The sequence below is a fragment of the Actinoplanes lobatus genome (genome assembly GCF_014205215.1).
Classification (GTDB): Bacteria; Actinomycetota; Actinomycetes; order Mycobacteriales; family Micromonosporaceae; genus Actinoplanes; species Actinoplanes lobatus.
This window is the reverse complement of record NZ_JACHNC010000001.1, coordinates 7,496,190-7,510,577: the sequence shown is the minus strand read 5'-3', so window position 1 is coordinate 7,510,577 and position 14,388 is coordinate 7,496,190. Positions and strand designations below refer to the sequence as shown.

The following is a 14,388-nucleotide window of genomic DNA, read 5'->3' as shown; positions in this document are numbered from 1 at the left end:
CCACTCAGACCGCGGTTCCGGGCGGCGATTTCAGCAACGACGCCACCTCGGGCGGGTAACCGCCACGACCGGCCCGCTTCGCGGACACGGCAAGACGTACCAGATCAATGTTGACGCCGGCGGCTCCACTCGGGTCATGCACTTTCAGATGTACGTCCAGATTGACGGAAGCCTCGCCCCACCCTTGCGCCTCAATGTTGATGTGAGCAACCTTCTGGGACCCGAGGTGCGGCAGGTAGCCCAGCGGCGCCATCTCCACCCGGTCCGATCCGAGGGCGTTGAGTTTCGACTGCTTCTTCGTGGTGGGGTTCTCGACGAGGTTGCGGAAGTCCTCCGTACCGCCGAGGTTGACCTGATAGGAGCTGATCAGGGTGAGCCCGCGCTCCTCCAGCAGCCGCAGCAACGCCCGGTGCACCACCGATGACCCGAACTGGCTGGCCAGGTCGTCCCCGATCAGCGGAAGCCCGGCCGCCTCGAACCGCCCGAGCAGCTCCGGATCCCGCGCGACCGGGTCAGCGGTGGTGTTGATGAACGCGGCACCCGCCCGCAGCGCGGCCTCGGCGTAGGCGAGCGCCGTCCCGGGCCGTCCACTGGGCGCCGAGTAGAGCACCACCTCGACCCCGTCGAGGGCCGCGGCGACGTCCCCGATCCCGGCCGCGCCGTCCAGTCCTCGCCGCACCGCCACTCCGGACGGAGCGAGACCCGCCTCCAGCGGCCCGAAGTTGTTGGGCGGCAGGAAGATCGCCTCATGCAGGTCGCGGCCCACCTTCGCCTCCGACATCGCGAAGGCCGCGACGATGTCGATGTCACCGACGCCGAAGCCGCCGATCTCCGGCTGCCGGACTCCGACCAGTGTCCCGGTATGCCGGTGCAGGCTGATCCCCTGCACGAGCGCCGACGTGTTGTTCCCGACCCCGACGACGGCCAGTCTGATGTTCTCGATCATGGACGCGACGGTACACACGCCCATCGACCAAGGTCTTGATCAAGTAGCCTGTCCCGGTCCTGTTCCGTCCACACGGGAGTGCCGCATGGAAACCGACGAAGCCACCCGGCACCGGTGTTCGCCCCGCCCGCCGGCGCGACAGGGGCACGGTTTCACGATGGTCTGCGTCGGATGCGGACAGGAACTGAGCGCGGACAGCTCGTACCCGATGTCGGGCGAGCCCGGCTGGATCGGTCCTTTTCTGCACGCCGTCGCCGCCCGGACCCACGAGGCGACAGCCGCCTGGCTGGCCGATCCCGGTGAAGCCACCGACGACAGCGTGCGCCGTCTGATCGCCGAGACCGACCGCCTGCTGACCGGCGCGGCCGATGAACGTGAGGTGCTCACCCTCTACCGGTGGCTGCGCGATGCGGCCCGGGGCACCGGCCTGCTCACCCGGCTCGACGCGGTGCCCGGCCACGACGCGCTGGCGAACCTGCACCCCGTGGAGGGCGGGATCGTCTATCGGGAGCCTGCGCCGCCGCAGCCGGGATCCTACGGATCGCCGGTCATGGACGTCGGGTTGGCGGCCGCCGAAATCCTCGGTGGCGGAATCGCTGGGAACGCCGCGTACGAAATGCTCAAGGCCTCGGTGTTCAGCTTCTGGAAGCGGGACAGGCCGGCAGCCGAGCAGCCGCCCCCGCCGCTGTCCCGGCGCGAGGCGCTGGCCATGGCGGTCACCCTGATCGACACCGAGTGGCCGGAACTGGCCGAACCTGCACCGCCGCCGATCGTCCGCGCCGAGGAACGCACCGAGTCCGGCATCTGGCGTTTCGTGCTGGACCATCCGGGCCAGGTCTTCACCGTGCTGGTGCCGGCGGGCCGCCCCGCCCCGTCCCACTTGACGGTCAGCCGCAACGTGGGATGAATCCGATCGCGCTCACCGATTGAGATACCCGATGGCCAGAACCGCCGCAGCGACGGCGAACGTGAGATTGGCGGCCACCCCGGAACTGATCAGGAACGCCTTCGCCATAATCCGGTAGACGGCTTTCAGGACCATGACAACCATGAAGATCATAAACAGCAGCGTGGCGGCGGCGAGCAGCGCTGCCAGGAACTCGGCGGAATAGGCCGCCTGCCCGGCCGGAGTCAGTGCCGACAGTGTTGGAACAGCGCCCAGAGTTCCCATGTTCCGCCCTCTCCCCAGGAGGCAGCCCGTGATGCTGCTTCGCGTTGAGAATGCCATTGGGTGACCGATAGGCGAAAGATTGGAATTGCGGCAGGAATATCCAGTCGCATCACACGACTTCCAGCAGACTTCACCCGTGACCGACGACAATCAAACACATTTCATGACGTCATCAATCATCTTCCACATCACATACCCGAAACTCCTCGACCAAGGCGGCCTCCAACCATTTCTACTGGAATTACAGCCGCCCTCGGTGAAAATCCGGAGATCTTGATGACCTCATAGATCCTTGAAGAAGATCAGGCAACGGTCCGGCTCGGACCACGAACTCCCGTCCTCCCGGTAGTGAACCTTGATGGTCGGGACCGAGCCACACCGCCAGGAGCGGTAACCAAGCCGCTGGTAGAGACGTGCGGCGCCGGCATTGCCGAGGTCGACTCCGAGAACGATCTGCCGAAAGCCGTCCTGCGCGACCCTATGCTCGATCTCCCGGATGATCCACGTTCCGATTCCGTGGTTGCGTAATTGCTCGGGCACTTCGAGGTGGGTGAGCAGACGAGCATAATCGGGTGGGAAACCCGCGCGCAACCGCGCCTCATCGACGCCGACCGGACCGATCGTCACCGTGCCGAGGAAGTCCTCACCTCTCCTGGCCAGGAACACCTCGTTGCCCTGAGGATCCGGATCGGCCAACTGCTCGGCGAAGTACTGCCGATGGCCGAACACCTTGATGATGGCGTCAAGATCTGACGGTTCGGCCAAGGCCAGATCGACATTCGCGGTCATGACGTGCAACATGTTCGCCAATCTGATCGTCAAACGACCCTGACAGGCTACCGCTCGGTGAAGGCACTCGAGAACAACACGTGATGCGACATACCGATATCGTGCAGGAACTTCTCTGGCCCTGACACAATAGGCACCCAATCCAGATAATCCCGCCATTCCCGCAGGTCGGCCCGCCAAAGCTTGACGAAATCGCGGCAGAACCCATCGGTGATCTCGGCGCTGCGCCCGCGCGCGGCCAGCAGGGAACGGCGCATCCGGGCGCCGTCCGGTCCGGTCCTGTTGATGATCAGATCGATGAACATGCGCCGGCGGAATAGGGCGTAACCCCAGAAGGCGTTGCCCTCGACGTCGAAGCGATCGGCGCCGTCGAGCAGGTAGAACAACCCTTCGGCGAGGGTGTCGCCGAGTTCCTCGGAGACGGCGCGGGCGGGGTTGCTGAACGGGTCGTAGGTGCGCTGCCGCATCGTTCCGGCGCGGGCGGCGGTGAACCGCACCCCGTCGCCGAGCAGGAAGAACCAGTCCTCGTTGTAGATGTTGGGAAAGAACGATCTGGTACGGGCGGGGTCGACGATCATCGCTCCCCCGCCGATGAAAGTGTCCTGCTCGCCGCCGATTGCCCGGTAGGCGTGGCAGACCACCGAGTTGTCGGCGAACCCGTGGTTGGCCAGCCCTACGGCGCGATACCGGTCGACCAGCCCGGCGACCCGGTGCAGTTGTCTCGGCTCGTCGATGTGGATGTCGTCGTCGAGGAAGAGAACCCGCCGCCAGCTCGATCCGCGGGCGAGCACCAGCCCGAGGTTGCGTTTGAGGCTCAGATCGCTGGTACTGGCGAACCCGCCGACCCGCAGGTGGCGGTCGGTGGCGAAGGTCGGCAACCTTTTGGCGAATGTAGGGTCGACGTCCATCGCCATGAGCGCGGCGCCCTCGTGCTGGGCGATCCGCCACGCCTGTTCGGCGGAGGCGTCCCGGCTGCACAGGACGACGACCGGACAATCGATCTTCCGGCCCACCTGGATGACGTGCTGTAACGCGTCGCTCTTCGAGACGGTCGGCACAATGATGGCGTCCAGCCCACCGGCGGGCGGGTCGTCTGGGATCTCCTCGTCGTCGAGCAGGTTGGCGTGCGACGGGTGGTGCAGCTCCCCGATGTCAGGGAGATCGGGGAGGTTGGTCAAGGTCAGTCCTCTGGCCAGGTGTGCAGGACGGTGCCGGGCGCCGTCCAGTCCGGGGTGGCAGCGACGCCGTTGAGCACCTGAACCCGGAACAGCAGGCTGAACGTGTCGCCGCTGAAGCGCTGTGCCAGTAGGTCGGCGTTCTTCTCCCTGAATACGTCATGCGTAAGGGAACGAACCGCGCCGTAGACTCCACTACCGTACATTCCATTACATACGGTAATGCTCCGTTCTCGGTTCATCGGATTTGGCGCGCGGAAGAAATGCCCGACGTCTTGGACCAAATAACGGGATCCGCCCCGCTCGGTGAACTCCGGGACGAACTTATCACCGCCACTGACCTCGAAGTATCCCCTGCTGGGGTCATTGTCGTCGGAGTGTTGACTCACCGGGACCCCGGTCAGGCGCATGGCATCACTGGTCGCAGCGTTCCAATCGATGCCGCCGAGCAGGACGAGATGCGCCGTCCAGTCGTCCTCAACCACGTCGCGTGCGCTGACGTACCGGACGTCGAGGTCGGGATTCACCGCGCGAAGATATCCGTGCAGCTCGAAGAGAGAGTCGAGATCGGCGAGGCGGGAGAGTTTCGAGCGATCCGGGTCGGCAGGAACCGATCGGTCCTCGCTGCCGGGGTCGGCGCAGATGATGACGATCGGCCCGGCCTCGTAGTGCCACGGCCCTCGCCCGACAATGCTCTGCCGCCTGACCTCGCTGGGGCTGCCGCCGACCGCTTCGGCCCGCAGCGCGAACAGTTCGGCAGCGAGATCCGCACGGATCGCCGCTTCCTCCGTGGTCAGCTCATCCTCGGCGATCAATCGGTACGGCCGTCGCTGGATCGATCGCCGCGTGCAGAAGAAGGTGACGATGGCGTTGAGCCGGTCCTCAGGTGGTGGGCTGGGATTGCCGACCCGCTCCCACGACGAGATCAACTGAATGCTCGCCGGCTTCCGCGCGCTCAGTGCGGCGGCCAGCTCCCCCTGGGTGACCGAGACGTGTGGCCACCAGGACCTGCGCAGGTCACGCAGGCGCTGAGCAAGGACTCGGGCGGGGTCGTCGCCGGCCACGCGAGCACCTCCAGGAGACTCCACTGTGCTGCGCGCGGCGAAATCACGAACCAGTCGGTCGTCACCCCGTCGCGGGCGAACCCAAATGTTGCTTCCTCACCCTCTGACCACACAGAACACCATCGCGCCCGAGAAGTACAGACACCTACAGTCCAAGTTCGGCGCCTACAACTGGAGGATCCTGTAATACCTTCGATGCTGGCGCCGGCATGGTGAAGTTCACCGTGCGGCGCGCCGCTCACCCGTCCGTGACCTGGTGGGCGCTGCCCAGCCATTCGCCGAGGCGACGGCGTAGCCGGCCGCGCCGGCGTAGGCCGGTGGGATGGCCCGCAGCCGGCGGCCGGTGTGGTTGGCGGTCCGCACGAAGAACGGCGTGTCGATCGGCCCGGGCAGCACGAGGCACACGTGGATCCGGCGATTCCCGGCGACCGCCTGCCGCAGGTTGAGCGCCAGGCCCCGGATCGCGAACTTGCTCATCGAGTAGAGCGGCACCATCGGGTTCGGGAACAGTGACAGCAGCGATCCGACCATCACCAACGTGCCGTGGCCCTGGGCCTGGAAGGTGGGGCGCACAGCGTGGTATCGAGGACGTTCGTGTCGATGAGGCGCCGGATCTCGTCCACCGATTCCGAGCCCAGTGGCCCGGCGATGCCGACGGCCACCGCCTCGATCCAGGTGTCGATGCGCCCGTACCGCCGCACCGCCGATGAGGCCAGCCGTTCGACCGCGGCGGATCGGCGATGTCGGTCGGCACCACGGAGTCACGCGATCGATGCCCGGTCATCCCACCTCCCGGGACGCTCGGTGGGACGCGATCAACCGTCTACCCACCGAGGGCGCGTTCACTCACGATCGGGACGTCGACGATTCCGTGGCGGGCCATGATGGCGGCGCGGCGGGTACGGTTCACCGCGCGGACCCGGCCGCGGATGAACAACAGGTCGATCAGCGTCCACACGCCGAGGCCACCGAGGGTGAACAGCATCGCGATCGACCGCCCGGTGTCGCCCAGGTAGAAGCGGTGACCGCCGAAGATCCCCGAGAAGACCCAGATGAGGTACGCCGTGCGCGCGTCTTTGCGCACCGACGCGTACTCGGCCTCAGCCCGTAGGACGCTGATCCGCTCCCACTCGGGCAGGGCTCTCATCGGGTCACCTTAGCGACCCTCACTTTTGCCCTGGTAGGTGTGCGGCGCTTCGGGCGTACCCCGGCTGATGACTCGAAGCCGGCGGCGGTCGTCGCCGGATGGACCACCGCGGGGTGCCCCCGGCAAAGGGCGCCCCGCGGGAAGGAGGGGTCAAGCGGACAGGGCCGGGTAGTCGATGTAGCCGGTGTGGTCGCCGCCGAAGGCCTTGCTGTAGTCCGGGGTGTTGTAGGGGCCGCCGGCCGCGAGCCGCGCCGGCAGGTCCGGGTTGGCGATGAAGAGCCCGCCGTAGGAGAGCAGGTCGGTGGTGCCGTCTTCGATGAGGGCGAGGTCTTCCGGTCCGGTGTACCGCGGGAGGGTGGCCGGGTTGAGGATGAACGTGCCCGGCCACTGCGCGCGCAGCCGCTGGGTGAGTTCGCGGTCGCCGCTCTCGACGAGGTGCAGGTAGGCGAGCCCGAGCGGCGCGAGCTGCCCGACGAGGGCCGGGTAGATCTCGCCGGTGCTGGTCTCGGTGATGTCGTTGTACGGGTTGTTCGGCGACAGCCGGATGCCGAGCTTGTCGGCGCCGATGGCCTCGGCGATCGCGGTGGCCACCTCGACGGCGAACCGGATCCGGCCTTCGGTGGTGCCGCCCCAGCCATCGGTGCGCTGGTTCGCGTTGTCGGACAGGAACTGGTGGACCAGGTAGCCGTTGGCGCCGTGGATCTCCACCCCGTCGAAGCCGGCGGCGATGGCGTTGCGGGCGGCGGAGACGAAGTCGGCGATGGTGCCGGCGATCTCCGCCTCGGTCAGCTCGTGCGGGGTGACGAGGTCCTGCATGCCGTCGTGGGTGTGCAGTTGCCCGGCGGCCCGGACGGCGGACGGCGCCACCGGGATCAGATCGTCCGGAAGCAGGCTGGGATGGCCGATCCGGCCGCTGTGCATGAGCTGCGCGAAGATCACGCCGCCTTCGGCGTGGACGGCGCCGGTGACCGTGCGCCAGGCGGTGACCTGCTCCTGGCTGTGCAGGCCGGGCGTGTCGGTGTAGCCCTGGCCGACGACCGACGGCTGGATGCCTTCGCTGACGATGAGCCCGGCTGTGGCGCGCTGGGCGTAGTAGGTGGCGTTCAGGTCGGTCGGGGAGTTGCCCGGGCCGTGGGCGCGGCTGCGGGTCATCGGCGCCATCACGATGCGGTTGGCCAGCTTGGTGCCGGCGAGGTCGTAGGCGTCGAATGCGTCGGTCATGGGACTGCCTTCCGGGAGAAAGTTCGTGGCGCGAACGAAACTAGTTCGCGGCGCGAATTTTTGCAAGGTAGGATGACGCCTATGACAGCGAGCCCGGGTTTCGGCAACCACCTGGTCTGCCTGTCCACCCTGATCCAGCGGCGGTACGCGCAGATCTGCGCCGAGCACGACCTGACCACCGCGCAGGCCCAGCTGCTCTGCCTCGTGAAGGACCAGCCCCGCGGCATGACCGAGCTGGCCCAGCTGCTCGGCCTGGCCAAACCCGGGCTCAGCGGCCTGATCGACCGCACCGAGCGCCGCGGCCTGGTCCAGCGCACCAGCCAGAACAACGACCGGCGCCTCTGCACCCTGATCAGCACGCCGGAGGGCAAGGAGATCGGCGACGCGCTCTATGCCGACGTCGCCGCCCGGCTGCCGGAGATGTTCGGGCACCTCTCCCCCGCCGACCGGTGCACCCTCGAGAAGCTGGTCGACGCCGCCCTGCACGAGGAGCGATGATCCGGAACCCGGTGCCGCCCGGCCACCACCCCGGCGCGTACGCGGGTCTGTGGGTGTGGGATCTGACCGGTTCCGGCCACCCCGCCACGTTCAGTGAGGTGGCCTGCCGCATCGGTGGATGAGGTCGCGGTAGGTCTCGAAGGCGGCCTTGCGGCGGTAGGTGTCGGTGACCAGGCCCAGGCTGCCGAGGGGTTCGGTGGAGCCGCTGTCGGCGTCACGGAGACCGAACAGCTCGTACACGGTGATGTTGGCCGTTGTCCGCTGGTCCAGGATGGTGTGGATCATCTCGGTGAGGGATTCGCTCTGCGCCTGTTCGCCGCGCGACGGCCCGCTGGGGGAACCGTTCTCGACGATGTGGATCGGGACGCCGGCCGGGATGTGGGCGCGCGGCAGGCAGTCGTCGCGCAGGTGGTGCACGGCGTGGGCGGTGAGTGACGCGACATCACCCGGCCGGCCTTTCGGGGCGACCGGTGAGAAGGCGTCGGGGTAGAGGGCCAGTCCGACGTAGTCGACATGGTCGGCGAACGCGGCGGCCGGTGTCGCGGCCAGGTGGTCCCAGAAGGCGCCGTCACCGCCGAGCCACTCGGGCGGCTCGGCCACCGAGAACCCGACCTCTACGTGGTGCAGTTCCCGCTGGTCGAGAGCGGCCCGCGCGTACGGGATCCCCTGTGTGAGCGCGTCGAGGACCCCGGGCGAGCTGCCGTCGATCAGCGGGATCGGGAAGTTGGGTTCGAGGGTGACCTGCAGATACCGGGTCAGGTGGCCGTAGCGGTCGATGACGGTGTCGAGGAAGGCGAGCCAGCCGTCCAGGTCGGCGGCCGGCGGGAGGTAGCTGGCCACCAGGTCCAGTTCCCGGCCGTTCTCCGCATACCACTGGTCGGGCATGGTCAGCCGGTCGAGTTCCTTCTCGGCGCCGATGGCCGCGACGGTTTCCGGGTCGGGGTCCCTGCCGAGGAAGTGCACGTATTCGCGGATCACCAGCGGCCGGCCGTCGGCGAGTTCGTCGACGAGCGCACCGACGGCTGCCGGGTCGTCCGGGCGCGAGCAGGTCGTTGCGGCCCGGCCGCGCGGGTAGATGCCGAACTTCACGGGCCCTCCTCCGTCGCGGGGGCCGGCCAGGGCAGCCGGCCGGCGCGGATCTCCTCGATCGTGGCGTCGATCCAGGCCAGTTCGGAGCGGGCCTGGTGCAGCGCGTACTCGGCTTCGATCATGTACAGCCGCGGCAGGCCCTGATCGAGCACGCCGGCCAGGTTCTGTTCGTCGGCGGCGGTTCGCTCGCGAAGGCGCTCGGCGCGTTCGGTCAGCGCGTCGGCGGCGCCGTCCGGCCCGAGCGCGCCGAGGTAGGCCACGGCGCCGACGAACGGGGTGAAGTCGCGTCGTGGGTTGCGGATCTGCTCGTCGAGGCGGCGGACGAGTTCGTCGCGGCCGGCGTCGGTCAGTGCGTAGACGGTGCGTTCCGGCCGGTTCCCCTGCCGCAGTCGTGCCGTTTCGGCGACCCAGCCGGCGGTGTTCAGCGCGGCGACGATGTCGTAGACGGAGCCGCGGGTGATCACCGCCGCCTGGGTCTCGCTGCGTCGGCGCAGTTCGCCGAGGACGTCGTAGGGGTGCATCGGCCGTTCCAGGAGCAGTCCCAGGATGGCCAGCACCAGAGGGTTGTCGAGCGCCCGCTTTGGCATAGCCGAAATCTAACAGTCGATTTCGACTATGCCAAGGCGGAGGCCGTCCGGGACGAAGTGGACCGGCCGTACCGGCGCGTCACAGCGTGACCCCGTTCCGTACGTCATAGGTTCGTAGACGCCCGCACATGCCGAGCCGTTCCGTCTCGCTCTGCGGCGTGGTGATCAGTTCAGACTCCCGCAGATGACGGCCGTCGCCGTGCGCGAGGGCGTCGATCACCTCGCCGGTCCGGCGGGTCTGCGCCTCGGCGGTCGACGCCCAGATGTCCCGCCAGCCGCCGGCTTTCGGCCGCACGAGAGCCACCGCGTGGTCGTAGAACTCCTCCAGCGCCGCCGGATCCGCGACCAGCCGCAGGAATCCCCGCACGGCGAGGTCGCGGCGCTCGTCGACCGGCAGCTCCACCGCCGCCCGATAACGATCAGCGTCGGCGACCACGTCGGGCGGGAACGTCATGACCGCGTCCCCGGCCTCCGGCAGTCCCGCGTTCGACATCACCACGACGACCTGGAGGTCACCGTGGTTGACCGCGCGGTGGATCACGCCGGGCGTGAACCACACCACCGACCCGGTCGACAGCGGCGTCCCGCGGTGCCCGGCGGTGTTCAGGGTGTGCAGCTCCCCCGCCCCGCCGATCACCACATACGCCTCGGTCGACGCGAGATGCATGTGCGGGGTGCCGCCGGCCAGCCCGTCCGCGGCGCACGCGCCCGGATAGACCGACAGGCGGGTCACCGAGGTGCCACCAGGGAAAACCCCGTCCATCAGGCCGTTTTTCGGGGCGCGCTGAGCGCTTCGCGGCCCAGTTCGGCGAGGGTACGGGTGCCCGCGTCGCCATGATCACCGGCGGAGACGACGACCGCGTACCGGAAGGAGAGGCTCTTCCCGTCGGGCAGGTCGACCTCCTCGCTGAAGAACGGCGCCGGGTTGAGGCAGGCGAACTCCTCGCTGCGGGTGAACCATTGCGGCGGGTGCTGCGGGTTGCTGGTGTCGTCGACCATCAGCACGGTCGAGGACCGGCCGGACTCGTCGTGCTTCCCGCGGAACGCGAACCAGTCGGCCCGCTTGCCGCGCAGGTCGTCGGCGCCGATGCCGTCCGGGGACTGCACGGTGCCGCCGGTGAAGGAGCGCGGCCCCCGCCAGAACAGTCCCCCGTAGCCGGCGTTCTCCCGGCCCTTGGTGGTCGGCGACCCGAAGGCGAGGGGGCCGCCGGACACGTTGGTCATCCGGGTCTCGAAGACGAGCACCCAGTTCGTGTCGTCGGCGACCGTGGCGATCAGCGCCCGCTGCTCGCTGATCACCGGTTCGCCCTGCTGGGACGTCCAGTCCAGTTCGTGGACCAGGGTGGCGGTGGTGGCGGTGGCGGACAGTTCGGTCATGGCCCGGTGCGCGGCCGTGCCGTTGTTGTCCTTCTGCACGTAGAACCGGCCGTGCACGTAGGTGGGGCCGCCCCAGAAGTTGTGGTCGCCGACGTGTGGCAGCGACCAGGCGATGCCCTTGTGCCAGACGTGGTCGTGCGGGCGGTACAGCGACACCAGATCGCCGGCCAGGGTGCGGATCGGGTGCAGGTAGGGCTTCGGGGATTCCCTCTGCTGGGTGTCGGGCGCGTACACGTACGAGAAAAGGGGTTTGCCGGAAACGGAAACCGTGACCGAGACGCCCAGCGCATGATCGACGGAGATGGTCATGCCGTCGCATGCCCTTTCAACGGTGCCGAATGATTCGCTCGCAAGCTCGCTCATCGGGTGCGCACCGCCTGCCAGGGAGCGCCGGCGCCGTCCATGCGGGCGGCGAACGGGCTGTCCGGGCCGATCTGGCCGGCACGGACCGGGGCGCCGGTGAAGGCGGAGGCGTAGATGGCGGCGACGAATTCCATGGTCCGGCGGGTCTCCTCGATCGTGACCGGTGGTGGGGTGCCGTCGTCGAGCGCGTCCAGAACGGCGGTCAACTGACCGCCGTGGCCACTCTCGACGGTCGACGGCGATTCGGCCCAGCGCGCGGCGACGCCCGTGTGGCCGGGCGCGGGAGTGATCGTCCAGTCGGCGTCGGTGTAGCCGTAGAGGTGCGACAACTCGAGCGTGGCGTGGCTGAAATCGAACCGCAGCGCGGAAACCTGCCGCGGCGAGATCACCGAGTTGACCACCGACGCGACCGTGCCGTCGGCGAACGTGACGAGCGCCATCGACACGTCCTCGGTGTCGACGTCCCGGTCCCGGCGGGCGGCGACCGCGGTGACCTGCTCCCACGGGCCGAGCACCGACAGCAGCAGGTCGAACTGGTGGATGCCGTGGCCCATGGTCGGGCCGCCGCCCTCGGTCTCCCACCGGCCCCGCCACGGCACCTCGAAGTAGGCGGTGTCGCGGAACCAGAGGGTCTCGCAGGTGGCCAGAAGGGGGCGGCCCAGCTCGCCCGCCGCGGCCATCGCCCGCAACCGGACCGCGCCGGCGCCGAACCGGTGCTGGAAGACCGTCGCCACGTGCGCGCCGGACGCCCGGGACGCGTCGGCGAGCGTGTCCAGTTCGGCCAGCGACAGGGTGGGCGGCTTCTCCAGGATCACGTTCACGCCGGCGCGCAGGCACTCCAGGGCGAGCGGTGCGTGCGTGGACGGCGGCGTGCACAGGTGCACGAGATCGACGTCACCGGAGGCGAGCAGGCCGGCCAGGTCGGGTGCGACCGTCGGCGCGTCCCAGGCCTCGGCGAACGCGCGTGCCCGTACCTCGTCGAGGTCGACGACGGCGGTGAGGCGCGCCCGGGCCCGGTGCTCGCTCAGGGCTTGCGCATGGGCGGCGGCGATGGCGCCGGTTCCGACGATGGCCGCGCGATAGCGGGGTTGCGACATGACGTCCTTTCAGCGGTACGCCGTGGTCAGGCGGCGTCGATCTCGGTCCGGAGTTCCTTGATGAAGGAGGCGGCGGCCTGGTCCGGGGTCTGCCGTTCGAACAGCACCTCCTCGGTGTGGCGGTTGATTCACACCGAGGAGGTGCTGTCTCCACCATGGTCGGAAAACGTATTCCAGAGTTTGCGGGCCCGTCACATCGACGGTCAAGTGCTTCCACGAGGTGTCTTCATCGGCCCGGCCGTACCCGGGCGCACCGAGTCGCATAGCGTCACAGCGGCGACGAAGATCGGCGAAGTACGGCCGAAGACGGGGACGAAGATGACCGCTGAACAGTTCACCGAATTGACCACCGAGCGGCTGCGGCTGCGACAGTGGCACCCCGGCGACCTCGATGCCTGGGCGGCGATGAACGCCGACCCACAGGTCCGCGAGTTCTGGCCCGACCTGCTCACCCGAGAGCAGGCCGCCGCCAGCATGGAGTACTTCCGCGGCGAACTCGCCCACCGCGGCTGGGGATGGTGGGCGGTCGAGGTGGCCGCGACCGGCGAGTTCATCGGCATGGCCGGGCTCGATCCGGTCGACGAGGAGGCCCCGGTGAACGGCGTCGAGGCCGGATGGCGATTCGCCCGCTCGGCATGGGGCCGCGGATATGCGACCGAGGCCGCCCGTGCCGTGCTGGCCTACGGGTTCCAGATTCTGCGGTTGCCGGAGATCCTGGCCATCGCGGTGGCCGGAAACGAGCGGTCCCGGGCACTGATGCGCCGGCTCGGGATGACCCACGATCCGGCCGAGGACTTCGAAGACCTGAGCATGCCACCCGGGCCGCTGCGGCACAGCGTCGTCTACCGGATGACCGCCGGCTCTTACCCGATCGACAAGTCGTGAACCTCGAAGGAGTCAACTACCCGCCCATTCATGGGCGGGTAGTTGACTCCTTGTGATTGGCTACCCAGTCGAGGAGCAAGGCGAGGAATCGGTCCGGTTGTTCCAGCGACGGCAGGTGGGCTACGTCCGGCCAGTCGACGCGGCGAACCTGGGTAAGCCCTGCGCACACCCGGTCTGCGGAGTCTCGGGTCGTGGCGAGGTCGTGACCACCAACCAGCACGAGTGTCGGCGCCTTGATCTCGTCCAGCCGATCCAACGCAGGCGGATCCAGCTCGACCTCGTCGACGTCTGCCCAGGACGCGGTCGCCTCGAACGCCCGGCGCTGCATGCGTCGTACGACGTCCTGGAATCCGGGGTCGACTTGCGAAGCGTCCCGGCGGGGACCGACGACCCAGGAGGCGATGTTGGCTTCGACGGCGGCATCGATATCGCCAACGGCGAGCGCGCTCTTCTCCGCGTCGAAGAAGGCCTTGAGGTCGTCGGTCAGTTCGGCCAGCAAGCTGCCGCCCGGTGGGCACAGCAGAAGGGATTGAACGAGCTGCGGCGCCGCCAGCGTCACCTCGAACGCGACACCGGCGCCCAACGACGAGCCCACGAGGTGGCATCGCCCGATGCCAAGGTGCGAAAGCGTCGAGAGGACGTCATCGACGTGCGACAGTGACCCTTGCGGGGCGACCGCCGACTCCCCGAAGCCGCGTAGATCAAGCCGCACGACATCGTGTTCGCTGCTGAGGCCGTCCCACTGGGGATCCCACATTCTACGGTCGGCGACACCAGCATGGATCAGGACGATCGGCAGACCGTCGGTGCCCACAGTGTGGTCGTAGGCGATGCCGAGCGGAGTGATGGCCACAGGTCTCCTAGGGCGGGCTGGCTGAGTCGTCATGAACCTCAGGCAAACAGCACGACACATCCGGGCGCACCAGGTTTGTCGGAGCCGACACGCCTGACCCGCTTCGATTGACAGAGTCGATTGTTG

17 protein-coding genes are annotated in these 14,388 nt (G+C 68.3%); 3 read left to right on the top strand and 14 right to left on the bottom strand.

Features of this window, described 5'->3' with window-relative positions:
- Positions 1 to 4: 4 nt before the first annotated feature.
- Positions 5 to 946 carry an inositol-3-phosphate synthase gene (locus BJ964_RS34280; protein ID WP_188124521.1) on the bottom strand — a complete coding sequence of 314 codons (942 nt, stop codon included), beginning with the start codon at positions 944 to 946 and terminating at the stop codon, positions 5 to 7.
- 85 nt (positions 947 to 1,031) lie between these two features.
- Between BJ964_RS34280 and BJ964_RS34275 the strand changes: the two genes are divergently transcribed.
- Complete coding sequence (locus BJ964_RS34275; RefSeq protein ID WP_188124520.1) at positions 1,032 to 1,853, top strand: hypothetical protein; 822 nt, start codon at positions 1,032 to 1,034, stop codon at positions 1,851 to 1,853.
- Between the two features lie 12 nt (positions 1,854 to 1,865).
- Here BJ964_RS34275 and BJ964_RS34270 read toward each other — a convergent pair whose 3' ends face one another.
- From BJ964_RS34270 to BJ964_RS34240, 7 genes are all read right to left on the bottom strand, one after another.
- Complete coding sequence (locus BJ964_RS34270; RefSeq protein WP_188124519.1) at positions 1,866 to 2,117, bottom strand: hypothetical protein; 252 nt, start codon at positions 2,115 to 2,117, stop codon at positions 1,866 to 1,868.
- A 282-nt stretch (positions 2,118 to 2,399) separates the two neighbouring features.
- Complete coding sequence (locus BJ964_RS34265; RefSeq protein WP_188124518.1) at positions 2,400 to 2,906, bottom strand: GNAT family N-acetyltransferase; 507 nt, start codon at positions 2,904 to 2,906, stop codon at positions 2,400 to 2,402.
- 47 nt (positions 2,907 to 2,953) lie between these two features.
- A complete protein-coding gene (locus BJ964_RS34260) occupies positions 2,954 to 4,084 on the bottom strand; it encodes a hypothetical protein (RefSeq protein WP_188124517.1) in 1,131 nt (376 codons plus the stop codon).
- A 2-nt stretch (positions 4,085 to 4,086) separates the two neighbouring features.
- The gene (locus tag BJ964_RS34255) at positions 4,087 to 5,145 is read right to left on the bottom strand and encodes an XRE family transcriptional regulator (protein WP_188124516.1); all 1,059 of its coding nucleotides are present in this window, start codon (positions 5,143 to 5,145) and stop codon (positions 4,087 to 4,089) included.
- Between the two features lie 219 nt (positions 5,146 to 5,364).
- Positions 5,365 to 5,718: an SDR family NAD(P)-dependent oxidoreductase gene (locus tag BJ964_RS48530; RefSeq protein ID WP_229807317.1), complete on the bottom strand. Its 354-nt coding sequence runs from the start codon at positions 5,716 to 5,718 to the stop codon at positions 5,365 to 5,367.
- Between the two features lie 250 nt (positions 5,719 to 5,968).
- Positions 5,969 to 6,292, bottom strand: coding sequence for a TM2 domain-containing protein (locus tag BJ964_RS34245; protein WP_188124515.1), 324 nt, complete (start codon positions 6,290 to 6,292; stop codon positions 5,969 to 5,971).
- Between the two features lie 150 nt (positions 6,293 to 6,442).
- Entirely contained in the window at positions 6,443 to 7,513 is a 1,071-nt protein-coding gene (locus BJ964_RS34240; RefSeq protein WP_188124514.1) for an alkene reductase, read from the bottom strand.
- Positions 7,514 to 7,594: 81 nt separating this feature from the next.
- Here BJ964_RS34240 and BJ964_RS34235 point away from each other — a divergent pair, with 81 nt between their 5' ends.
- Positions 7,595 to 8,011, top strand: a complete 417-nt coding sequence (locus BJ964_RS34235) for a MarR family winged helix-turn-helix transcriptional regulator (RefSeq protein WP_203832745.1) — start codon at positions 7,595 to 7,597, stop codon at positions 8,009 to 8,011.
- Between the two features lie 90 nt (positions 8,012 to 8,101).
- Here the strand turns inward: BJ964_RS34235 and BJ964_RS34230 are convergent, their stop codons facing one another.
- The 5 genes from BJ964_RS34230 to BJ964_RS34210 all read right to left on the bottom strand — a co-directional run bounded on the left by BJ964_RS34230 (position 8,102) and on the right by BJ964_RS34210 (position 12,524).
- Positions 8,102 to 9,100, bottom strand: coding sequence for a hypothetical protein (locus BJ964_RS34230; RefSeq protein WP_188124512.1), 999 nt, complete (start codon positions 9,098 to 9,100; stop codon positions 8,102 to 8,104).
- The gene (locus tag BJ964_RS34225; RefSeq protein ID WP_188124511.1) at positions 9,097 to 9,687 is read right to left on the bottom strand and encodes a PadR family transcriptional regulator; all 591 of its coding nucleotides are present in this window, start codon (positions 9,685 to 9,687) and stop codon (positions 9,097 to 9,099) included. Before BJ964_RS34225 ends, BJ964_RS34230 begins: the two co-directional genes overlap by 4 nt.
- Before the next feature lie 79 nt (positions 9,688 to 9,766).
- Positions 9,767 to 10,450, bottom strand: a complete 684-nt coding sequence (locus tag BJ964_RS34220) for a cupin domain-containing protein (RefSeq protein WP_188124510.1) — start codon at positions 10,448 to 10,450, stop codon at positions 9,767 to 9,769.
- The gene (locus tag BJ964_RS34215) at positions 10,450 to 11,373 is read right to left on the bottom strand and encodes a DUF6807 domain-containing protein (protein ID WP_188124509.1); all 924 of its coding nucleotides are present in this window, start codon (positions 11,371 to 11,373) and stop codon (positions 10,450 to 10,452) included. Before BJ964_RS34215 ends, BJ964_RS34220 begins: the two co-directional genes overlap by 1 nt.
- A 50-nt stretch (positions 11,374 to 11,423) precedes the next feature.
- Complete coding sequence (locus tag BJ964_RS34210; RefSeq protein WP_188124508.1) at positions 11,424 to 12,524, bottom strand: Gfo/Idh/MocA family protein; 1,101 nt, start codon at positions 12,522 to 12,524, stop codon at positions 11,424 to 11,426.
- 318 nt (positions 12,525 to 12,842) lie between these two features.
- Between BJ964_RS34210 and BJ964_RS34205 the strand changes: the two genes are divergently transcribed.
- Positions 12,843 to 13,409 (top strand): GNAT family N-acetyltransferase, encoded by a 567-nt coding sequence (locus tag BJ964_RS34205; RefSeq protein WP_188124507.1) that lies wholly within the window; start codon positions 12,843 to 12,845, stop codon positions 13,407 to 13,409.
- 28 nt (positions 13,410 to 13,437) lie between these two features.
- Here BJ964_RS34205 and BJ964_RS34200 read toward each other — a convergent pair whose 3' ends face one another.
- On the bottom strand, positions 13,438 to 14,262 hold the full coding sequence (locus BJ964_RS34200; protein WP_188124506.1) for an alpha/beta fold hydrolase: 825 nt from the start codon (positions 14,260 to 14,262) through the stop codon (positions 13,438 to 13,440).
- Positions 14,263 to 14,388 lie beyond the last annotated feature (126 nt).